General features: G+C 43.8%; 14 protein-coding genes. 11 read left to right on the top strand and 3 right to left on the bottom strand.

Going from position 1 to position 24,067, the window contains the following annotated elements; translation table 11 throughout:
- Positions 1-273 precede the first annotated feature (273 nt).
- From AC07M6_RS09275 to AC07M6_RS09265, 3 genes are all read left to right on the top strand, one after another.
- The gene (locus AC07M6_RS09275) at positions 274-1,464 is read left to right on the top strand and encodes an aldose epimerase family protein (protein ID WP_494888730.1); all 1,191 of its coding nucleotides are present in this window, start codon (positions 274-276) and stop codon (positions 1,462-1,464) included.
- Positions 1,465-1,581: 117 nt separating this feature from the next.
- Positions 1,582-3,585 (top strand): glycoside hydrolase family 127 protein, encoded by a 2,004-nt coding sequence (locus AC07M6_RS09270; protein ID WP_494888729.1) that lies wholly within the window; start codon positions 1,582-1,584, stop codon positions 3,583-3,585.
- Positions 3,586-3,720: 135 nt separating this feature from the next.
- A complete protein-coding gene (locus AC07M6_RS09265; protein ID WP_494888728.1) occupies positions 3,721-3,963 on the top strand; it encodes a hypothetical protein in 243 nt (80 codons plus the stop codon).
- Positions 3,964-4,030: 67 nt separating this feature from the next.
- Here the strand turns inward: AC07M6_RS09265 and AC07M6_RS09260 are convergent, their stop codons facing one another.
- Positions 4,031-5,185: an MFS transporter gene (locus AC07M6_RS09260; RefSeq protein WP_494888727.1), complete on the bottom strand. Its 1,155-nt coding sequence runs from the start codon at positions 5,183-5,185 to the stop codon at positions 4,031-4,033.
- 190 nt (positions 5,186-5,375) lie between these two features.
- Here AC07M6_RS09260 and AC07M6_RS09255 point away from each other — a divergent pair, with 190 nt between their 5' ends.
- Positions 5,376-6,050: a hypothetical protein gene (locus AC07M6_RS09255; RefSeq protein WP_494888726.1), complete on the top strand. Its 675-nt coding sequence runs from the start codon at positions 5,376-5,378 to the stop codon at positions 6,048-6,050.
- A 296-nt stretch (positions 6,051-6,346) separates the two neighbouring features.
- Here the strand turns inward: AC07M6_RS09255 and AC07M6_RS09250 are convergent, their stop codons facing one another.
- A complete protein-coding gene (locus AC07M6_RS09250) occupies positions 6,347-8,644 on the bottom strand; it encodes a serine hydrolase (protein WP_494888725.1) in 2,298 nt (765 codons plus the stop codon).
- A gap of 318 nt (positions 8,645-8,962) precedes the next feature.
- Here AC07M6_RS09250 and AC07M6_RS09245 point away from each other — a divergent pair, with 318 nt between their 5' ends.
- Positions 8,963-10,660 (top strand): amino acid permease, encoded by a 1,698-nt coding sequence (locus AC07M6_RS09245; RefSeq protein ID WP_494888724.1) that lies wholly within the window; start codon positions 8,963-8,965, stop codon positions 10,658-10,660.
- 240 nt (positions 10,661-10,900) lie between these two features.
- Here the strand turns inward: AC07M6_RS09245 and AC07M6_RS09240 are convergent, their stop codons facing one another.
- Positions 10,901-11,305, bottom strand: a complete 405-nt coding sequence (locus AC07M6_RS09240; RefSeq protein ID WP_494888723.1) for a DUF1761 domain-containing protein — start codon at positions 11,303-11,305, stop codon at positions 10,901-10,903.
- Positions 11,306-11,690: 385 nt separating this feature from the next.
- Here AC07M6_RS09240 and AC07M6_RS09235 point away from each other — a divergent pair, with 385 nt between their 5' ends.
- The 6 genes from AC07M6_RS09235 (at position 11,691) to AC07M6_RS09210 (ending at position 23,905) form a co-directional block, all read left to right on the top strand.
- Positions 11,691-14,078, top strand: a complete 2,388-nt coding sequence (locus AC07M6_RS09235) for an ABC transporter permease (protein ID WP_494888722.1) — start codon at positions 11,691-11,693, stop codon at positions 14,076-14,078.
- Between the two features lie 109 nt (positions 14,079-14,187).
- Complete coding sequence (locus AC07M6_RS09230) at positions 14,188-16,554, top strand: ABC transporter permease (RefSeq protein ID WP_494888721.1); 2,367 nt, start codon at positions 14,188-14,190, stop codon at positions 16,552-16,554.
- A gap of 108 nt (positions 16,555-16,662) precedes the next feature.
- Positions 16,663-19,083 carry an ABC transporter permease gene (locus AC07M6_RS09225; protein ID WP_494888720.1) on the top strand — a complete coding sequence of 807 codons (2,421 nt, stop codon included), beginning with the start codon at positions 16,663-16,665 and terminating at the stop codon, positions 19,081-19,083.
- Positions 19,084-19,235: 152 nt separating this feature from the next.
- Positions 19,236-21,644 (top strand): ABC transporter permease, encoded by a 2,409-nt coding sequence (locus AC07M6_RS09220; RefSeq protein WP_494888719.1) that lies wholly within the window; start codon positions 19,236-19,238, stop codon positions 21,642-21,644.
- A gap of 260 nt (positions 21,645-21,904) precedes the next feature.
- On the top strand, positions 21,905-22,582 hold the full coding sequence (locus AC07M6_RS09215) for an ABC transporter ATP-binding protein (protein WP_494888718.1): 678 nt from the start codon (positions 21,905-21,907) through the stop codon (positions 22,580-22,582).
- A 6-nt stretch (positions 22,583-22,588) separates the two neighbouring features.
- Positions 22,589-23,905 carry a TolC family protein gene (locus AC07M6_RS09210; RefSeq protein WP_494888717.1) on the top strand — a complete coding sequence of 439 codons (1,317 nt, stop codon included), beginning with the start codon at positions 22,589-22,591 and terminating at the stop codon, positions 23,903-23,905.
- Positions 23,906-24,067: the final 162 nt, after the last annotated feature.

Below are 24,067 nucleotides of genomic sequence, written 5' to 3'. Positions count from 1 at the left end.
GTCCCCGAAATTGTTTTACGATGCAAATGTAACAATGTTTAGGTGATAAGGTTAAGGTTAAATGTTATGGTAACGTAAAGATTGAAAAAAGTTGACTTTTTAACTCTTTAAATCAATTATTTAGCTTGTTTTTATTTGATAAATTCTTTTTTGGTTAATTACACAATTTATTTAAAAATTTCTTAAAATCTTTTTCCAAATTAGTAAATCAAAAATATTTACTGTTAGATTTACATTTAATAAACCAACCCTATAAACTCTATTTAAAGCGATATGAACATCAGCGTGAAAAACATTACAGCCGGGTTACTACTGGCCGGCATTGCCGCACTAACAGCCTGCGATCAGGGCACCAAAAGCAGTACTACTACCACAACCGATAGTACAAGCAGCAGCACCACTACAAAAACAACTATTGCCCTGCCGGTGGCGGCCAACTTCCAAAAAACAGTTGACGGCAAAGCAACCGACCTGTACTTTTTGAAAAATAAAAATGGTGTACAAGCTGCTATTACCAATTGGGGCGGCAGGCTGGTGAGCATGTTAGTGCCCGATAAGCAAGGCAAAATGGTTGATGTGGCGATTGGTTTTGATAGCCTGGCCACCTACCAGGTAGCCGGCGATTTTTATGGCGCTACCATTGGCCGTTACGGTAACCGTATTGGCGGTGCAAAGTTCAGCTTAGGCGGTAAGGTATATAACCTGTCGGTTAACAACGGCCCCAATACCCTGCACGGCGGTAAATTTGGCTTCGACACCAAAGTTTGGGATGCTAAACAACTGAACGAGCATGCGCTGGAAATAAGCTACCTGTCTAAAGATGGGGAAGAGGGTTTTCCCGGTAACCTTAAAGTAAAAGTTGTATATGATTTGTTAGATGATAACAGTCTGAAGATCAGCTATGAGGCCACAACCGATAAGCCAACCGTTGTAAACCTGACCAATCATGCTTACTGGAACCTGAATGGTTGCGGCAGCGGTACCATACTGGCCCATACCTTACAAATTGACGCGGATGCTTATACCCCGGTTGATACTACGCTGATCCCTACCGGTAAAATAGCGCCTATTGCAGGCACCGCGTTTGATTTCCGTGCACCTACAGCTATTGGCGCACGTATTGAACAGGCTGATGAACAACTGAAAAGCGGCAAGGGTTACGATCATAACTATGTGCTGAACAAACACGATATCACCAAACCAATTACTACCCTTACAGGTGATTTGACAGGTATCATTATGCAGGTTTATACCGACGAGCCGGGCATCCAGTTTTACAGCGGTAATTTTATGGCTGGTAAATACACTGTTAAAGGCGGCGCTAAAAACGATTTCCGTACAGCGCTTTGCCTGGAAACCCAGCATTACCCTGATTCGCCAAATAAACCGGCTTTCCCTACAACCGAGTTAAAACCGGGGCAGGTTTATAAAACAGTAAGCATTTATAAGTTTACAAATAAGTAAGACACTAAATCCTTGTCATTTCGAACGAGGTACGAGGAGAAATCTTCTGCGAGCAGATTCTTCGCTTGTATAAGATTTCTCTCTACGTTCGAAATGACATTTTTATATAAAATCAATATGAAAACCATTGCCCTTTTCTCCGCCATCTGCTTATCGGCTGCAGCTTATGCCCAGCAGGATTACCCCGTACAACCGGTCCCTTTTACCAGCGTAAAGTTTACCGATAAGTTTTGGACACCACGGATAGAAACTAACCGTACGGTAACCATACCTGCATCGTTTGAGCGTTGCGTGAGCACCGGAAGGGTAAAAAACTTTGAAATGGCAGCAGCCAAAAGCGGGAAGTTTTGCACTACCTATCCTTTTGACGATACTGATATTTACAAAACCATTGAAGGGGCATCGTACTCATTGGCCTTAAGGCCCGATAAAAAGCTGGATGCTTACATGGATTCGCTGATTACCATTGTTGGCAAGGCGCAGGAGCCTGATGGTTACCTGTATACGGCCCGTACCATCGATCCGGTACACCCGCAATCGTGGGCCGGGCCCGAGCGTTGGGTTAACGAGGACAAGATGAGCCACGAGTTGTATAACAGCGGCCACATGTTTGAAGCGGCTGCCGCGCATTTTATGGCTACCGGCAAACGTAACTTCCTCAATATCGCACTTAAAAATGCCGACTTGCTGGTAGCCACATTCGGACCTGGCAAAAGGGGCGTTGCGCCCGGGCACGAAATTGTAGAAATGGGCCTGGTACGCCTGTACCGTATTACTAATAAGGTAGAGTATCTTAACCTGGCCAAGTTTTTTATCGATCAGCGTGGTAAAAAGGCTTATAACAAGAAAAGCAAGAACGTTTGGGAGAATGGCGTTTATTTTCAGGATGATAAACCGGTAGTTGACCAGGACGAAGCCGAAGGCCATGCCGTACGTGCTATGTACCTGTATGCCGGTATGGCTGATGTAGCCGCGCTAACGGGCGACAAGCAATACCTGGCCGCAATTGATAAGATCTGGGATAATATGGTTACCAAAAAAATGTATGTGCAGGGCAGCATTGGCGCGAAGGGCGATGGTGAACGCTTTGGCGATAACTACGAATTACCCAACGCCACCGCTTATAACGAAACCTGCGCCGCCATTGGCAGCGTATTCTGGAACCAGCGGATGTTTTTGCTTCATGGCGATGCTAAATATATTGATGTGCTGGAAAAAACCTTGTATAACGGCTTAATATCAGGGATAGGTTTAGATGGTAAATCGTTTTTTTATACCAATGCCATGCAAATTACTACAGGCTTTACCCATGCCGATGCCGAGCCCGCACGTTCAGGCTGGTTTACCTGCTCTTGTTGCCCTACAAACTTAGTGCGTTTAATACCGGCCATACCGGGTTATGTTTACGCGCAAAAAGGTAATGATGTATACGTTAATCTGTTTATCAGCGGTACGGGTAATTTAAAGGTGAACGGCAAAGCGCTCAATATTGTACAGCAAAATAACTACCCATGGGATGGGGGACTGGCCTTTATCGTTAACCCGGCATCGGCAATGGAGATGAATTTAAAGATCCGTATCCCCGGCTGGGCCCGCAATGAGGCTGTACCATCCGACCTGTACAGCTATCAGCAAAACAGCAATAATAAGGTAGAAATTAAACTAAACGGCAAACCGGTTGAGTATACCGTACAAAATGGATATGCCACTATCAGCAAAAAATGGAAAGCCGGCGATAAGGTAGACGTAACCCTGCCTATGGAAGTTAGGCGGGTAGTGGCCAATACCCAAATTAAAGAAGATATTGGCAAAATAGCCCTGCAGCGCGGCCCCATTATGTACTGCGCCGAATGGGCCGATAACGGCGGCAAAACCAGCAATTTGATTATCCCTTCAAGCACCACTTTTCAACCTGAATTTAACGCGGGCTTGCTTAATGGTGTAACCGTACTGAAAGGTAACGTAAAGCAAGTTAATGTAGACGCCAGCGGCGAGAATGTAAGTACAGCCAGTAAAGAACTGATAGCTATTCCATATTACTCCTGGGCTAACCGGGGCAAAGGGGAAATGATGGTATGGTTCCCCAGCCAGGTAAAGCAAGTGGAGTTGGTGGCGCAATAAGAGAGTCCGAACGTCCGCATAAGTCGGGAAGTCCGAAAGATGGGTATTATAACTCGTCTTTCGGGCTTTTTGCTTTTTATAGTCTTTGTAAAAACAATTTATGGTGATAGCACCTTTTTTATAGTAAACTACTTTATGAACGCATATCAGCAGAAATGGATAGAGATACTAAACAACGCTAACTTAAAAGGCTGGGAAATTACGCCTGTGGGCGATGATATTTTAGTGGTAATGCCGCATGTAACCGATCTGAAAGTGATCCGTGATAACCTGCCAGCCATTATTGCTCAGCTTGCGCTGGATATGGAAGAACCCAAGCAGCCCTTACGCCTTATTATCAAAAATGGGTACGAGGAATTTGATTATGTGATTCATTAAGTCGTTAGTCTTGAGTCCCAAGTCTAAAGTAATATTATGACGTGACTTAAGACTCAAGACTCAGGACTTAAGAAAGCCTTGCTTTTGTAGATACCACCACAACGCTGATGCCCATGGCGGCAATCAGGGTAAACGATAACCTTAAACTGGCTGCCCCGGCTATAAAGCCAATTACCGGAGGACCTACCAGGAAGCCGATAAAACCAATGGTAGAAACTGCTGCCAATGCCACACCCGGCGACATGGTTTTTGATTTACCCGCAGCGCTATAAACCAAAGGCACTACCGACGATACCCCGAATCCGACCAATAAAAAGCCGGCGATGGCTGTAAACAGGTAGGGGAATATTACGGCAATGATCAAACCAATCGCGGTTAACGATCCACTGATTTGCAAAGTGCGTTTCAGCCCAAAACGATGGGCAAACCAATCGGCAATGAAACGGCCGGTGGCCATCGTCAGCATAAAGGCGGTATACCCGGCACCAATCCAGGCGCCATTGGCTAAAACCACTTTTTTAAAGTAGATCACGCTCCAGTCAAACATCGCGCCCTCGCACATCATCGAACAAAAAGCGATAATGCCGAGTTTGATCAGCGACTTATCCGGCATAACAAACACAGGGCCGTCGGTTGCCCCGCTTTTATCGTTGTTAAGGTAGCGTGAATAATAGATTACCCCGGCTATCATCAGCGCCAGTATCAATATAAAATGGTGTTGCGGGATAATACCTTTACCAATCATAAACGTACCAATACCGGCACCGGCAAAGCCCGCTAAACTCCACAAACCATGGAATGATGCCATAATGGGTTTATCGTACAAACGTTCGGTAGCAACGGCCTGGGTGTTTACGGCTATGTTAACGCTATTACTGGCAAAACCAAAGCATAACAAACAGGCAATTAACTGCCAAACCTGCTGTGCCGATCCTAATCCTACCAAAGCAATCCCGTAAAATATCAGGGCAATGATCAATAGGTTACGGCTGCCTGTTTTGCTGATAACCCAGCCGGCAAACGGAAGTGAAAGCATTAGGCCAACCGGCAGTGTAAACAGTACCGCGCCCAGGGCCGCATCGGTTAAACCTAATGTTTGCTGGATACTGGCAATGCGCGATGCCCAGCTGGCAAAACAAATGCCCGCCAAAAAAAACATACAGCCTACCGCTATACGCAGCATTTTACGGGGATAAGTTGAATAAGTAGCCTGTAATTCCATATCTGGAGCAAAGATACGGATTAGTGATTATGCTTGTGTTTTAATAGTGTAAAAAATACACTTAGTTCAAGCTTTGCTAATGATTAATGCTGGTTTTAATAATGTTTTTTGTGGGTATTATATAGCTGATAATCTGTAAAATAACTTAAAAAAGAAAACCTATATGTGTTTTTTGAGTTGTAAATAAACTATGAAAAAGATACTCATTAATATTAGCCTGATACTTTTAGGCTTGCCGGCTTTTTGCCAAACGCAAAAAACGGTACAGCTGGATAGCCTGGTAAGCGTTACGCTGCCAGCCGATTATACCAAACGGGACACCTTAGGGCAGCGAACATACACCGCCAGTTCTCAATATGGTTTTTTGGTGGCCAGCCGGTCGCCGAACCCGTCTACCAATAAAACGCTGAAAAAAGAGCGGGAACTGAACAATATTTTTAAGGAATATATCCGCAAGGTACAAGCAAGCCTGTCGAACGGTACGGTGATCAACGATCATGATACCATTATTAACAAGCTGGAGGTGCGCGATTTTACCATCCGTACCGATACCGGCAGCGGGGTGCAGTTGCGAAAATTCCGGATCCTTTATACCGGGCCGGTAACCTACACTTTCGAGTTTTTGTATGATGAAAGCCGCCAGGATGTGGGTAAAAAGGAAATGGACGCGTTTTTTAACAGCATTAAAACAGACCCCGATCTGGATGGACGCGACCAGTATCTCACCTTTGGTAAATGGCAGGGACTAAGCGGTACAATGATTGTGCTGATCATCTCTGCTGTATTGATTGTGGTATTTGTAATACTGGTAGTACGCCGAAAGCGCCGGAAGGATATATTGCTTAACGATATACTGAACGAGTAAAAAACACTGGTCCTCCCACAAAGAGCAATAGCCCATCAATAGACATTTTAGGGTAGCCCCTGGCCGGGGCATTATGGTTTCTGTTACGCTTTCTACAAACAGGTAGTCCCTCTGGGACATAGAACCTGGCTAATCCAACATATCGATTATGCTTCTGTGTCCCAGAGGGACTATCTGTTTGTAGCATGGAAGAAAAAAATAAAATTGTCCCCAGCGGGGACTACCCTCATAAACTCATATCCGTAATGTCTATTCATGGACTATTACGATGCAAAGAGGGCCTCCGTTTTTCCGGATTATTTTTGCGCGTTTAGGATATCCAGTATCAGATCAGTTAGATCGTAACGCGGGAAATCGCCGGTGTTGTTTAACAGGATAATACAGTTATCGGCGTCTTCCTGCCGGGCAAACATGGTAAAAAAGCCCAGATCGGTACCGGGATGATAGGTGATCACATGTTTACCCGATGCGCTGAAAGCCTTTTTATCCGTCATCCAACCGTAATCGTACCAGGCATCATAATCCTTAAACTCTACCCTTGTTTTCAGCATTTGGGCTTTGGCTTCTTTGGATAATAGCTGGTTAGCCAACAAGGCATCATGATATTTCAGCAGGTCTTCGGCCGATGATGATATGCCGCCGGCGCCGGCTTCATTGGCCACATCGTAGATCAGTTCCGGCATGTTTTCCGAGTAGCCTTTAGCCTGGTGGTTGTCGCTGCCTTTATAATTACCAAAATAAGTATCGGTCATTTTTAGCGGTGTAAAAATGCGTTCCTGCAACAGGGTTTCAAAGGGTTTACCGGTTACTTCCTGGGCAATTAAGGCCAGCACTTCAAAATTAGCATTACTGTATTCAAATTCTGTCCCGCTTTCAAAGTCGAGCGGATCGCTGCAAAACTTAGTTACCATATCCTTCAGACTGAACGATTTAGTAATGATCTCCGCTTTATAATCATCATTTGCAAAATATTCGGGTATGCCCGATTGATGCGTAAGCAATTGCCCGATAGTGATACCGCCGTGTTTGTAATAGGGCATATAGTGTTTTATCGGCGTATCTATGTACAGTTTGCCCTCGCTCACCAATTGGTTAATAATAACCGATGTAAATGTTTTTGATGTTGAACCTATCCGGTAGGTGGTATGGCTATTGGCCGCCTTTTGCTGCTCCTTATCAGCGTAACCATAGCTTTTGCTGAGTATAACGGCGCCGTCGTGTTTAATTAAAGCCGTGCCGTTAAACTGTCCGTTGGCATGATAAAAACTTAGCAGCGAATCCAACCGGATAGCAGGGTCTTTAGGTAGTTTGCGTTCTTTATCTTCAAACCTGCCTTTTAATTTACCCAAGCCGTTAATGGCTTTTATCTGTTTAAAAATGTCTTCGGTTTTGTAATCTGCTAAAAGGATGTTATAATCCTTCCAAAATTCTTCGCCATCGTTACTGTCATGGTCGTTAATGTTTTCACCCCGACCTATCTTGGTGTTGAAAGATGCGGTTTGTACCGTATCAACAGCTGTTACCTGGTAATTGAACTTTACATTAGCGGTAAAATCATATTTCAGGCCCGGGCTTTTAATATACAGCGCATTATCACTGGTTACACCGGCCAGTACCCATCTATCGCCCACCTTTTGATAACTTACTTTAGAGTGGTCCTGTTTCATTTCAACCTTAACACCGGCTATCCCCATTAAAACACGCTTGGCAAAATTGCCAAACATAAAATGACTTAAACCGCTCGGACTTAACCCGAAATCAAAATCAATAAAGGCATAGGTTTGGGTATCAATAAACATCCGGCCGCGAAAGGTTTCATCGTCATCTGCCGATTTTTCCTTAAAATCGATCTCGTAAGCCTCGTAACCCTTAACATCAACAATACCCATTACCTCGTACTTATGTTTTTTGATACCCCGGTCGCTTAAAAAACCGCTGGTGTATAAGTGATTTACAATATCATCCTCAAAAACCGAGTTGGGCTTTTGGCCCAGTTCTATCGAGTTAAAATCGCGTTCGTTCTTTTCATCACGCGCTTTAATCAGCCTGAACAGATCGGCCCGTTTATCGCCATACCCGAAATTATAAACATCAAAAACAGCTTCGGATAGTTGCAGTGGCACTTTACCATTGTAAGTATACATGCGGTAAAAGCCCCGGGTAATATGCGGGTGGTTGATATAATTATCGGGGATGCGGGCTATGGCTTTCTGAATGATCTTTAAGGGATCGTGATAGGCCACGCTTACCTCTTTTAACTGGGTGCTGTTTTTTTCGAGGGAAATATTGTGCTCGTCGCCCGATTTTAGATTGGCTATAGGTAAATATTTAGTTTTAAAGCCAATGCACGATACCTTTAGGGTATCCTTAAAATTGGCGGCAGGTATCATCAGGGCAAATTTGCCATCGATATTGGTAGCCGTACCCACGCCCTTTCTGTCGATACTGATGCTTACCCCGTGGATAGGCTGGTGGTTTTCGGCATCTGTTATTTTACCGCTGATGCTGATATAGGTCTGCTGCTGCGCGCGGGCATGATAGGCCGACAGGATAAACAACAAGGTGTAAAGCGCAAGGTTGAATTTCTTTATCATCAGGGGGCTTTTAATCTTCTGTAAATTAAAGAAAATCTGTTTTAAGGATTGTAAAATAGCTGGTACTTAACAAATATTAACATTTGATGGGGAGAGGCTATTTAACCACGGAGTGCACTGAGGGAGGAATCACAGAGATCACAGAGCCTTGCTATGTAATTAAGAATTTATTAAATAAAATAAATCTCTGTGTACTATGTGAAAATCTCTGTGATCTCTGTGGTTAAATCGCCCCAATGCATCCACCATGCTGTCCATATTTCATACTTCCGAAAAAATCATTATGTTTGGTTTGCATATTAACTGATGTAACGCCCTATGTCCAAAAACCTTTTCCGTAAAAAGTCCCTCGAACACATCCTCACAGATATTAAAAGCGGTTTTAGTGATGCCGAGCATCCCGGCAGTCATCTTAAAAAAGAATTAGGTGTTAAGGACCTGACACTGATGGGCATTGCCGCTGTAGTAGGAGCGGGCATTTTCTCAACCATTGGCGAAGCCTCTTTTAACGGTGGGCCCGGTGTTACCATACTATTTATACTAACGGCCGTTACCTGCGGTTTTTCGGCCTTGTGTTATGCCGAATTTGCATCGCGTATACCCGTTGCAGGCAGCGCTTATACTTATGCCTACGCCACCTTTGGCGAACTGATTGCATGGATCATCGGCTGGGATTTGCTGATGGAATACGCCATAGGCAATATTGCCGTAGCCATATCCTGGAGCACTTACTTTGTTAACTTTTTAGAGGGCTTCAGTATCCACATGCCCGAATATCTGACGCTGGATTACTTCTCGGCTTTCCGCGCGCATGAACAGGTACAGGAGCTTACCAAAAGTGGTCACCTGGCTGATATGACCGATAGTATGAAAACCGCCGCCATGGCCTGGAATACGGCCCCCGGTTTTGGCGGCCTTAAACTGATAGCCAATATCCCGGCATTGTGCATTGTAATTGCCATTACTTACCTGGTATACATTGGTATCCGCGAAACCAAAAAGGCCACCAACGCCATGGTGTTTTTGAAGATAGCCATTGTAATAGCGGTTATTATTATCGGTTTCTTTTACGTTTCGCCGGCTAACTGGCACCCGTTTTTGCCTAACGGTTTCCGTGGGGTAATGAAGGGGGTATCAGGCGTATTCTTCGCTTATATCGGTTTTGATGCCATATCTACAACAGCCGAGGAATGCCGGAACCCGCAAAAGGATTTACCTAAAGGTATGATCTATTCGCTGGTGATCTGTACCGTTTTGTATATTCTGATCGCGTTGGTATTAACCGGTATGGTAAGTTATAAAGAACTGCAGGTAGGCGATCCATTGGCTTTTGTGTTTAAAAGAGTAGGCTTAAATAATGTAAGCTATGTGATATCCATCAGCGCGGTAATAGCCACGGCCAGCGTATTGCTGATCTTTCAGTTAGGGCAACCCCGTATATGGATGAGCATGAGTCGTGATGGTTTGCTGCCTAAAGCTTTCTCGCGGATCCACCCCAAATATCATACACCATCATTTGCCACTATTGTAACCGGCTTTGTGGTGGCCATACCAGCCCTGTTTATGAACCTGACCGAGGTAACCGACCTAACCAGTATAGGTACCCTGTTTGCCTTTGTATTGGTGTGCGGCGGTGTGTTATTAATGCCGCGCGAAGCTGCTGTAAAAGGCCGTTTCCACCTGCCATATGTTAATGCCAAGTGGATAGCGCCGGTATTGTATGTAGCCGTAATGGCCTTCTTTTGGAAACCGCTGTTGGGTTTATTCGATGGTGAGAATGTGCATCAGAATTTCCCTTTTTTCCTGTTCATTATCCTGTCGACTATATTAACAGTGCTGGCTGTACTTAAAAACCTGTCGCTGATACCGGTATTAGGCCTGTTGAGCTGCTTTTACCTGATGACCGAGCTAACGTACCAAAGCTGGATCCGTTTCCTGGTATGGCTGGTAATTGGGCTCGCGCTGTATTTTACCTACGGGTATAAGCATAGCGTGTTAGGGAAGAAGGCTGATTAGTCAGTTTCCGGTGTGTTGCTTTAAACACGATGTCATTATTATTTTAAAGATCCTGTAGGGATAAGGATAAACACGAAGGGTTTGTTAAAACACCATGTCATTTCGAACGAACCTGCGGAGGTTGTGGATTGGAGTGAGGAGAACTATCTCTTGAGCGGGATGTGCTGCAGACTGTCCGTTCGTACAAGATTTCTCTCTACGTTCGAAATGACATGGTAATTTAACGTTATAGTAGAAGATTTACCTCCACCAACCCAATATCGCGCCCATCAGTACTAATGATACCACGCTATAACCGCCGTTAATAAAGATCAACCGCCAGCTTTTTAGCTCGAACAAGCTGTGTATGGCAATGGCGCAGAAGGTCCACACGCCGGCCAGAAAACCGGCTGTAGCTCCCCATTGAACCGTAGTGGCGGGCTCAGCTAAAAAACAAGCCAGGTTAGCCGACATGATGAGCGAGAAAACGGCCGTCATACCAAAAATTTTACCCTTGTTGCTTTTTTGTGCGTCTTCCATGGTTATGTTGTTATCGGTCATCCATGCGGTACCAAAAACTTTTGGCGAATACCACAGGCCGCCAACCATAAATGCCGAAAGCGCTGCTACTATAACAGCCGGCCAGTTAATTAATTTAGGATCCATAGTTTAATTGTGTTTAGTTTAATTGATGAATAAATATAAGTGTATTAAGTAATTAAAAAAATATGCAGGGACAAATCACCCTAAAAGGGTGGAGAGTTATGGATGGCCCCGCCAGTCAATACATTTTGGCCCATAAACTGTATCATAACCGAACAGCAAGTGTAACACATGCGTACACAATTACGTCCTTTAATAAATATAAAATATTAATAGTCAATTAATTGCTTGTATGGTACAGCTTTAGGATAGCGAAGCATCAGGTACGCATCAATATATTGATTTAAGTCCGGAAGTCCGTGTAAGTCGGTAAGTCCGGAAGCAGGTGTAACATTAAAAATCTTTCCGACTTCCGGACTTACACGGACTTTCGGACTAAATAATTGCAATGATTAAAAACTACATTAAAATAGCCTGGCGTAGCCTTTGGAAACATCCAAAAACCACTACTATCAACCTGGTTGGTTTAACTATCGGCATTGCAGCATCGGTACTGATTACGCTTTGGGTTAAAAATGAGGTAAGTTTTGATAATTATCATAAAGATGCGGCAAACATTTATCGTATCAAAACCAAATTAGCCATATCACCAACCGAAACCTGGATTTGGGAAAGTTCATCTTACAGGTTAGGTGAATTTGCCAAAAAACAGATACCACAAGTAGAACAGTTAACGCGGATAGCTGTAGCTTACGGGGGCTTATTGCTGGATATTAACGGCGACAAAATAAAAGAGAAAGATTGCGCTTATGTTGATGAGCAATGGTTCAATATGTTCCATTATGATTTTGTTGAAGGACGTGTGAACCCTTTCCTCAAAAATCCGTACAGCCTTATCCTAACCGAATCGACGGCTAAAAAGTATTTTGGCAAACAGGAAGCGATCGGCAGGATCTTAAAAATTGATACCATTAATTACAAGGTTGAAGCTATTATTAAAGATAACCCGGTTAACTCCAGTTTCCAATTTAATATACTCATCCCAACAGCAGCGAGGTTTGCTTCCGAAAATCAAAAAAACAATGACCTGTCCTGGGGTAATTATAGCTACATGACCTTTATGAAGCTTAAACCGGGCAGCAATATAAAGGAAGTTGGAAAGCAGCTGACCCACATACAGCGCAGTAATCAAAAAAAGTCGTCGGCCGAGTTTAGTTTAATAAGTCTGAGCGATATCCATTTTGAGAGCGACATTCAACGGTCTTTTTTACAGCATGGTAATCCTAAAATGGTAAAAGTGTTTTCCATTTTAGCAGTGTTATTGATGATCACTGCTTGCATAAATTATGTAAACCTTACCACCGCACGTGCCAGTGTGCGATCGAAAGAAGTTAGCGTACGCAAAATAGTAGGAGCCGGCAGGCCGCAACTGTTCGGGCAGTTTATGGCCGAATCTTTTATTGTAACGGCCCTTGCGCTGCTATTTGCCATTGTTGTTATTCAATTGAGTATGCCTTTGTTTAACGCCGTTACCGATAAACACTTTACACAGCCGCTGGCTAACAGCACAACCCTGGTAATCCTGGCGTCGGCACTGTTTGTTTGTACCGCGCTTAACGGTATCTATCCGGCCATAATGTTGTCCTCATTCAAACCGTTAAATGTGTTCAGGGGTAAAAGTTTGCTAAGTATTAAAGATACCGGATTACGCAAATCGCTGGTCGTTATCCAGTTTGTTATATCGGTGGTGTTAATTATTGCCACCTTGGTAATTTACCTGCAAATGAGTTTTTTGCACCATACCGATGTGGGCTATAACAAATCGCACATATTTACTATAGAGATCCCCTGGCGCACATTTACCAGGGACGCTAAAAAGAATACCACCTTATTATCTGCCATTAAAAACGATCTGCAGCAGCAAAGTTCGGTACTGCGGGTTACCCAGGCCAGTAATAACATTGTTGAAATGGGCGGCGGGGCCTCGGGCGGTTTTGACTGGAATGGGCGCGACCCTAAGTTCGATCCGCCTATCGTACCGATATCGGCCTCGGTTGATTTTAATGCCATGATGCAGTTTAAGCTAAAAGAAGGTCACTGGTTTACCAACGCCGACCGGCATAATGTGATTTTGAATGAAACCGCGGTTAAAGAACTGGGGATCCGTAAACCGGTTATCGGGCAGCGTTTTGTTAACCGGGACGATTCGGGTATGGTGATCGGCGTTATTAAAGATTTTCATTACCAAAGCCTGCACGAGAAAATAGGCTCGCTGTTAGTGGATAATCATCCCGAATACCTGAGTACCTTTTACGTGGAAACACGTCAGGGCGGTACGCCGCAGGCATTGGAAGCCGCACGCCGGGTTTGGCAAAAGTATGTTTTAAAAGAACCGTTTGAATTTAGTTTCATTGATGATAAATATAACAGCCTTTATGTGGCCGATGAGCGGTTATCCACACTGATCACCTTTTTTGCCGGGATAGCTATTTTAGTGTCGGCACTGGGTTTACTGGGCCTTGCCGCCTTCACAGCCGAGCAGCGTGTTAAGGAGATAGGTATCCGTAAGGTATTGGGAGCGAGTATACGTAATATCGTAACGCTGCTATCAACAGACTTTGTGAAGATGGTGATCGCCGCCAGCGTTATTGCTTTCCCGATAGCCTGGTGGGCTATGGATAAGTGGCTGCAGGATTTTGCTTATCGTATAACTATATCCTGGTGGGTGTTTTTGATAGGGGCCTCGGTTGCCCTGTTTATCGCTATACTTACAACCAGTATTGAGGCCATGAAAGCGGCATTAAGCAACCCGGTAAAGAGTTTAAGGAGTGAATAAATGTAAGTCCGGAGGTCGGCATAAGTCGGAAAGTCCGGAAGCAGAATGTATATACACAAATACCTTTCGGACTTTCGGTCTTTCCGACTTCCGGACTAATTGAAAAATTATGTTAAAAAACTACATTAAAATAGCCTGGAGAAATATAAAAAGGCACAAAGGTTTTTCCCTCATTAATGCGGGTGGTTTATCGCTTGGCATGGCAAGCTGCCTGCTGTTATTGCTTTATGTGAGCTATCACTTAAACTTTGATAAGCAGTTTGACAATTTAGACCGCATTTATATCATAGAGAATAACCAGCCCGGCGATGGCAAGATCTATACTTTTACCTCTTCTCCTGCGCCAATGGCTAATGCTATTAAAACGCAGGTGCCGGGTGTAGAAACCGTTGGCAGGTTGTGCTCATATACGGCAGGTGGGCTGCTTACTTATCAAGATAACGGCTTTAAAAAGGACGGACTTTTTATAGACCAATCTCTCCTTTCTATATTTAAATACCGCTTTTTGCAAGGTAACGCTGCAAATGCTTTAACACAGCCAAATTCTATCGTTATTACAAAAGACCTTGCCATTGCCTTATTTGGTAAGGAAGATGCTATTAATAAGGTAATTAAACGTAATGATAAAACCGCTTTAACCGTAACCGGGGTAGTAGAAAACCCGGCGCCTAATATCACTTTCAAATTTGATTACCTGTTGCCCTGGGCTGTATTGGAGAATGAACAACTATGGGTTAAAACATCAGGCTGGGGCAGTAATTTTTGCCGCACCTTTGTAAAACTGAAACCCCCGGGCTATTTTAAACAGGCTGACGGGGTAGTACGCGGCCTGATCGCCAAAAATCATGATGGAGATAAATCCAGCGCCATGCTGTTCCCTTACGGCCAAATACATTTGCATTCCACTTTCGAGAACGGTAAATCAACCGGTGGGATGATAGACCAGATCCATTTGTTTGAGATACTGGCGCTTTGCATCTTACTGATAGCCTGTGTGAATTTTATGAATCTATCTACCGCCCGGTCAGAAGAACGGGCCAAAGAAGTGGGTATCCGCAAAGCCATCGGCTCGGGCCGTAAAATGCTGATCTGGCAGTTTATCAGCGAATCGGTGTTGTTATGCCTGTTTTCAATGGTAGCCGCTATTATTCTTTTGCTGGCAGTTATACCATCATTTAACAACCTGCTGAATATCCAGCTATCAGTTCCTTACCAGGAATGGTATTTTTGGGTGGGGCTATTATCTATGGCCGCTTTAACCGGTTTGATATCGGGCAGTTATCCGGCATTCTATTTATCGTCATTTAACCCGGTTAAAGTATTAAAAGGCACTTTTAAAGCAGGTGCAGGCGGCTTACCCGTGCGTAAGGTATTGGTAGTAGTTCAGTTTGTATTCGCTGTTTTTTTGATCGCATCAACTATATGCATCTATCGACAAATTAAATATGTGCAGGATAAAAGCATCGGGTACGATAAAGGAAGCCTGATCCAGGTAAAAGCCGAAGGTAACTTAAGCGACAAAAGTGAAGTATTAATAAACCAATTAAAAAGCGCCGGGGTAATTACCCATGCTACCACCTTGTCGCAGGACATTACCACTAACGGTAACAATACCTGGGATGTGGACTGGCCGGGTAAGCAGGAAAACCAGCGGGTTTTGTTTGATACGTTTCGCGCAGGCTTCGATTTCTCTAAAACAACAGGGGTCAAGTTAATTGCCGGTCGGGAGTTCTCGGCCGAATACCTTGCCGATACAGCAGGTAAAACCGTCATGATCAATGAAACGGCTGCGCAGCTTATGAATTTAAAGAACCCTGTGGGCAGTATGATTAAAATATGGGGTCAGCCGATTACAATAATTGGTGTTTATAAGGATTTTGTTTGGGGGTCTCCGTATCAAAAAACAGCGCCCATGTTCACTACCTATAGTGGCAATGTAAGTATAATAGCCATGCGCATGAGCAGCAGTAATAGCATTAGTCATCATATTGAGGCCATTGAAAAGCAACTGAAATTAATCAATCCGGCTTATCCGCCATCCATATCATTTGTAGACGCTGATTTCGAAAAGAAATTTCAAAACGAGAAGCTGCTGGGTATCCTGGCTAATTTATTCGGCGGTCTGGCTATTGTGATATCCTGTTTGGGCTTGTTCGGACTGGCGGCTTACGCGGCCGAACAGCGTACGAAAGAGATAGGCGTACGCAAAGTATTAGGCGCCAGTGTAGGCAACCTGGTGGCTATGCTATCAAAAGATTTTATGAAACTGGTAACCATAGCTATTGTAATAGCGGTACCACTATCTGTTTACGCGCTTAATAAGTGGCTGCAAAATTACGAATACCGCATTGCGCTTAGCTGGTGGATACTGGCATTGGCCGGTATAATTACCATAGGGATAGCTTTACTTACAGTAAGCTACCAGGCCATTAAAGCGGCATTGAGCAATCCGATTAAAAGTTTAAGGAGTGAATAAATGTAAGTCCGGAAGTCCGCGCAAGTCGGAAAGTCCGGAAGCAGAAGTATAACATTAATATCTTTCGGACTTCCGGTCTTACCGGACTTTCGGACTAATAAAATTACCATGATAAAAAATTATATTAAAATAGCCATGCGCAACCTGTGGAAAGGGCGCGTATTTAATGGGATGAACCTGGTAGGCTTATCGGTAGCTATAGCCTGTTGTGTTTTGTTGTTCCTTACCATTTATTATGAATTTTCTTTCGATAAATTCAACAAGAACCTGCCTAATATTTACCAGTTATATTTCACATCAAACCGGGCTGAAAAAATAGAGAAAAATACAGCCATGCCTATTCCCTTGGCCCCGGCTGTTAAGGCCGATTATCAGGATATTGCCGCTATTACACGGCTGGGCAATGGCGGCGCGCTGGTAACCTACGGCGATAAGAAAGTTGGGCAAAGCCTTCATTTTGTGGATGAGGACTTTTTTAAGATCTTCACGTACCCTATTATAAAAGGGAATACAAACCGGCCGTTAAAAAACTTAAACGACGTGGTAATTACCGAATATTCGGCCAAGGCGATATTTGGTAAAGAAAACCCTATTGGTAAAACAATAGAACTCAATATCGGTAACGAGGTACAAAGTTATATCGTTGCCGCGGTAGCTAAAGATTTCCCGGATAACTCCAGTATCGCCTTTGATATACTGATACGTTTTGAGAACTTTCCGAAGTATCATGATGGGTTAACCCAGTGGGATAGTCAAAACCACTCTGTGTACGTACTGTTAAATAGCCAAACCAATGTACAGCGCTTTGAAAAGCGGCTGCAGACGTTTGTTCCCAAACATTTCTCAGATGATATTAAGAATATTAAGCGCGACGGCGCCCGGCCCGATGCCGACGGGAACGTATTCACCTTAAATGTGCTGCCTTATGCCACCAATCATTTTAATACAGCAATGGACGGGCTGGAAGGCGGCTCAACCAGCAAAGCGTCGGTTATTTCGCTATTGGTTATCGGTATATTTATATTATTGATCGCCTGCATCAACTTTGTAAACCTATCGGTAGCACGCTCATTTACCCGCGCGCGAGAGGTTGGGGTGCGTAAAACTTTGGGCGCAAGCAAATGGCAACTGCTTAGCCAGTTTTGGGTAGAAACTATTATGATATGTTTCGGCGCGCTGGTTATAGGCCTGGTAATTGCCTCGTTGGTACTATCCGGCTTTAAGGCCACCATGAAAAGCAATATCAGTATGCAAATGTTGCTGCAGCCAACCCAGTTACTTACAGTAATAGGTGTGTTTATCCTGATTACTATTATAGCGGGCTTTTACCCGGCTATGCTGATGCTGCGTTATAAAACAGTGCTGGTGCTTAAGGGTACGGTAAACGCGGTTAAACCCGGCAAGGTGCGTAATACTTTGCTGGTGATCCAGTTCGCTATTTCAACTTTACTCATCATTTGTACTTTGATTACCTGGCGGCAAATAGATTACATGCAGAAGAGGCCGTTAGGGTTTAATAAAACAGAGGTTTTAAGTATCCCCATAGGCCGTGGGGAAAATGGCGACAAAAACCTGCAATTATTCAGGAATGTGCTAAACGGCAACCCTAATGTGGTATCCATTACCGGCGCTTACGATAACTTGGGCAGGGGTAATGATGGCGCGCAGCGTACATCGGTAACAGGTTTTAATTACAAGGGGCACGAGATTCGTACCACTATGCAAAAGGTGGATTACGATTATTTAAAAACACTGGATATTAAACTGATAGACGGTCGTGATTTTTCGCGCGCGATGGCTACCGACAGCAGCGCCGTATTAGTGAACGAGAATATGGCCAAATTAATCTCTAATAAAAGCGCGGTAGGTGTGGCATTACCAATGGACGACAAAAAACCATCGCGGGTGATAGGGGTGTTTAAAAACTATAATTTTCGCTCGCTGCATACTGATATCGCGCCCTTAACCCTGGTAATGGATAAAAATTACCCCATCAACTACATTTTTATTAAGGTGAAACCCGGCAGTCTGCTGCAGTCTTTTGATCAAATCAGCCAGAAATGGAAAGAAACCTTTCCCGGTGTTGAGTTTAAAGGCAGCTGGTTGAACGAGAATACCGAAAAACAATATAAAAAGGAAAAGCGCTTATCTACCATATTTATCAGCAGTGCTATTATTGCTATCATTATCTCGTGCATAGGTTTAATAGCCATATCCGTAATGATCATGGTGCAGCGTACCAAGGAGATAGGGATCCGTAAGGTACTGGGATCAAGCATAACCGGTATTGTGCTGTTGCTTTCGGGCGATTTCATTAAGCTGGTGGTGCTGGCCGCCTTTATTTCGTTCCCGATAGGATGGTGGGTAATGCATCAATGGCTGGCCGATTTTGTGTACCGGATAGATATAGAGTGGTGGATCTTCGCGCTGGCCGGCTTTGCGGCCGTTGTTATCGCTTTTGTAACGGTCGGCTCCCAGTCGTTAAGGGCGGCAATGATCAACCCGGTGAAGAGCTTGAAGAGTGAATGAGAATAGTCCGGAAGTCGGTAAGACCGAAAGTCCGAAAGTAGGATGTAAATCCGTCTGGAAGACCGCGTAGGTTGGAAAGACAATAAATGAAATCATAAATAGTAATCTTCCGGACTTTCGGTCTTACCGAATCCGGACTTAATCCAATACCCATGATAAAAACATATTTCAAAACAGCGTGGCGTTATTTGCTGAACAATAAGGCCACCACCTTTATTAGTGTTACGGGCCTGGCTGTAGGTATTTGCTGCTTCCTGCTGCTGGCCACCTATCTTTTGAACGAGTTGCGGTACGATCGCTTCCATCAAAATGCCGACCGGATTATGCGTGTGGGATACCACTACCAATCGGCTAATGATGATCAGCCAAACGATCTTGCGGTTACTCCAACCGCGGCGGTACCGGTGTTTAAGGAACAGTTGGCCGAAGTTGCGGACGGAGCGCGTGTTTATAATTATTCAGACGGAAGACCGGCTACGGTACAGTATGGCGATAATGTTTTTAACGAGAAAAGCGTATTACTGGCCGATGATTCATTCTTTAAAATATTCAGCTTTAAGTTTTTAAAGGGGAACGCGGCATCTGCCTTGTCTACACAAAATTCTATTGTTATCAGCGCCAGCACGGCTAAAAAGTATTTTGGTAACGATGACCCAATGGGTAAAATATTAAAAGTTAACCAAACCAAAAATATGCTGGTTACGGGTGTTATTGAAGATGTGCCGCCTTATTCGCAGCTTAAATTTGATATGTTAGGTAATTACGATATTACCGCGCGTTCTAAAACCCGCAAATGGGATTCGGCTAACGATTATGCTTATTTACTGCTAAAGCCCGGCGCCGATCCAAAAATTGTAGAGAAAAAAATGGCGGCTTATTTAGCTGATCTGTCTAAAAATGATAAATCGGGCAGCAAAAGCTGGTTTACATTAGATCCATTAACATCGGTACACCTTTATTCAAAGCTAAAGGATGAGTTAGAACCATCGGGCAGCATTAAATACGTTTATATTTTAAGCATAGTAGCCATGATACTGCTAATATTGGCCTGTATCAATTTCCTGAACCTGGTTACTGCAAAAGCCGCCGAACGCGCGCACGAGATTGGTGTACGCAAGGTAATGGGGGCCGAGCGCAAGCAGTTGTTTATACAGTTTATATCCGAAGCGGGTTTGATTACGCTGTTCTCCCTGCTCGCCGGATTGCTGCTCACATGGCTTAGCTTTTCGGGCTTTAGCAACTTTACTGCGCAGCAGCTTGGTTTTGGTACCTGGCATACCTCATGGCTTGTTGGCTTGCTGGTTGCACTGTTTGTGGTGGTCACATTTATTGCAGGCACTTATCCGGCGTTATATTTATCGGCTTTTAAACCGGTAGTGACTATGAAAGGCCGGGGCAGCAACAAAAGCGGTAACCTGCGCAAAGTGCTGGTGGTATTCCAGTTTTCTGTTTCGGTATTTTTTATTATTTGTACCATATTAGTGGGCAATCAACTGCATTATATTCAAAATACCAATACGGGTATCAACCGGTCGCAAGTATTAATATTGGATATTGGCGGGATGCCATACGATAGGATTGAGGCCTTTAAAAACAGTATGGGTAGCATGCCGGGGATATTAAGTACGTCGGCCTCGTACGATTCGCCGGTAAGCATCCGCGGCGGGTACGTGATTACACAGGCCGAAGGCAAAGCTTCGGGTTTTAAGCTATCTATAACGGCTATACCTGTTGAACGTAATTTTGTAAATACGCTCGGCATTAAAGTTTTACAAGGCAGCAACTTTACTTTGATGGATGAAAAACAGGTGTTAGATACCAGTCACACCAACCGGAGATATAGTTTTATTATTAACGAATCGGCCGCGAACGCTTTAGGCTGGAAACCCACAGAGGCTGTTGGTAAACGTATATCCATGGGCAGCATGCGCGTGGGGACCATCAAGGCGGTAACAAAAGACTTTAACTTCGCATCCCTTCACCAGGAAATTACCCCGGTTGTACTATTTGCCGAATATGACTGGTTTGGGAAACTACTGGTGAAAGCATCGGGTAAGGATATGGAAAAAAACATTGCAGGCCTTAAAACCAGCTGGAAAACCTTTTATCCAAATATCCCTTTCGACTATCACTTCCTTGATCAGGAATATGAAGCCATGTACCGTGCCGAGCAACGTACAGGTAACATCCTGAATGTATTTACCATAGTTACCATATTTATATCGTGCCTGGGCTTGTTTGGGCTGGCCGTATTTACCACCAAACAACGGTTTAAGGAAGTAAGCATCCGTAAAGTAATGGGTGCCAGTGTAAGCAGTATCGTCGCACTGATCTCATCCGACTTTTTAAAGCTGGTTTTCATTGCCGTGCTCATCGCGTCGCCATTGGCCTGGTACGTAATGGACAAATGGCTGCAGGACTTTGCCTACCGGGTATCTATACAGTGGTGGGTGTTTTTACTGGCTGGCGGCTTATCGGTATTTATCGCTTTTTTAACGGTAAGTTTTCAATCTATCAAAGCTGCCTTATTAAACCCGGTAAAGAGTTTGAGGAGCGAGTGATCAAGTCCTGAGTCTTAAGTCTGTAGTCCTAAGTCCAGAGTCTTAAACTACAGACTTAGGACTTAAGACTTCTTACTTAAAGGTGTATCATAACCGTACGCTCCGTGTTACGTAAGCGTACGGTATACTTAAATATTTTCTTTTTAAGTATCTGATAATCAATTTATTTAAGGTTTGGTACGCTATTCAATATATGGGTATCATTATTATAAATATTTTAGCACAAACATTCAACAATTCACATACTCAATAAATAGTTCATGTTATCACTTCAGCACATTTCTAAATACTACCAGACCGGCGGCAATAAAAACTTTGTATTAAATGATATTAGCCTGGAGATTGACGAAGGCGAATTTGTTTCTATCATGGGCCCGTCCGGTTCGGGTAAATCTACTTTGCTTAATATCATTGGCATGCTGGACGAACCATCAGAAGGATACCATTATTTTATGGGGCAGGCGGTACACCAGTTAAAGGAGAAACAACGTTCGGCCTTGTACAAGCAATATATCGGGTTTGTATTTCAGGCCTATCATTTAATTGATGAACTGACCGTTTACGAAAACATTGAAACCCCGCTAATTTATCAGGATATTAAAAGTGCCGAGCGTAAAGCTTTGGTAGCCGATATGCTCGACCGTTTCCAGATCGTAGGTAAAAAAGATCTTTTCCCGGCGCAATTATCAGGCGGGCAGCAGCAGCTGGTAGGTATAGCCCGTGCTTTGATAGCCCAGCCGCGTTTGTTATTGGCCGATGAACCTACCGGTAACCTGAATTCGAAACAAGGGGAGGAGATTATGGAGATCTTCCGTAAGCTGAATAAAGAACACGGGGTTACCATTATACAGGTTACCCACTCCGAAAAAAATGCGGCATACGGATCAAGGATCGTTGAACTGTTAGACGGTAAAATTGCCTCATCTACAAAATTTTAATTGAAAATGCGTTACTTAAAATACTTACTGATACTTACTTGCTTTAGCACCCCGGCCTTTAGCCAAAGCCCTGCTGATACGATATATACCCTGCAGCAATGCATTGATATAGCCATCAAAAACAATCTGGATGTGCAGAAAACCGAGTTGCAAATGGAAGCCAGTCGCATTTACTGGCAGCAGGCGCGCGAGAACCTATTGCCCAGTCTTAATGGCACGGTAAACCATACCATTTACAGCGGCCGCAGCCAAAATGCCGATTTAACTTATGTGAACAGCCAGATAACCAATGCTAATTACAACCTGAGCAGCAGCCTCACCTTGTTTAACGGTTTAAGTTTGATGAACACTATTAAAAAAAGCGCTTTAGCCTACCAGGCCGGCCAAATGGATTATCAACAGGCCAAAAATGATATCAGCCTGAATGTGATCACTACTTATTTACAGGTGCTGGATAACGAAGACCAACTGGCGCAAGCCAAAACGCAATTAGAAGTTTCGACCAAACAGGTGGAGCGTTTGGAGATATTAAACAAGGATGGTAACATCCCGCCATCGCAGTTATATGATTTGCGCGGACAATTGGCTAACGATAAACTGTCCATAATTAATACCCAGGTAGCCATTTATACGGCCAAACTAAGCTTATTACAGATTATGAACGTAATGTTTAATAAGGATGTAAAGCTGGCCCGCTTATCTGCCGATCAGTTAGCCGGAAATTATCCCGCATCGTCATCGCAAGTTTATACTACGGCCCTGAATGATCTTGCACTGGTAAAAGCCGCCGAGCTGCGTGTAAAAAGCGCCGAGAAGAATGTAAGCGCTATTAAAGGGAACCTGTTTCCAACGCTATCGTTTAACGGTGGCATCAGTACACTTTACTCAAGCGGTTCGCAAGGCAGCTATACCGATCAGTTTAAGAACAACTACAATACCGGCTTTGGCCTGGGGCTAAGTATCCCTATCCTAAATGGTTTCCAAACCCGCAACCGGGTATCGCTGGCAAAAATTGACCTGCAAAACGCCAAGTATACTAACGATGCTACTAAAATACAGCTAAAGCAAAACATAGAACAGGCGTATGTGAATATGACAGCCGCGTACGAGCGTTATAAAACATTCCAGGAGCAGGTGGATGCCTATACCGAGTCTTTCCGTACGGCCGAGGTGAGGTTTAACGACGGTGTTTTAACCTCGGTTGATTATATGGTAGCAAAGGGAAATATGGACCGGGCTAAAACCGGCCTGATCAATGCCCGGTACGATTACTTTATCCGCACCAAAATACTGGATTACTACCAGGGAAAACTCTCTTTCTAAAAATTAAACCCTGATTAAAGGATTTAAAGATTAACAAGATTTCAAAAAATCCTTTAATCCGATAATCCTTTAATCAAGGTTCTTTTCATAACATCAAGCAGATCTATCCGATTACACGATTTCCATATCCTGTTAATCTTTAAATCCTTTAATCAAGGTTCT

The organism is Mucilaginibacter sp. GW821-FHT07H05 (genome assembly GCF_059418485.1).
Note: the sequence above shows the minus strand (reverse complement) of the source record. Positions and strands in the feature narration are given on the sequence as shown.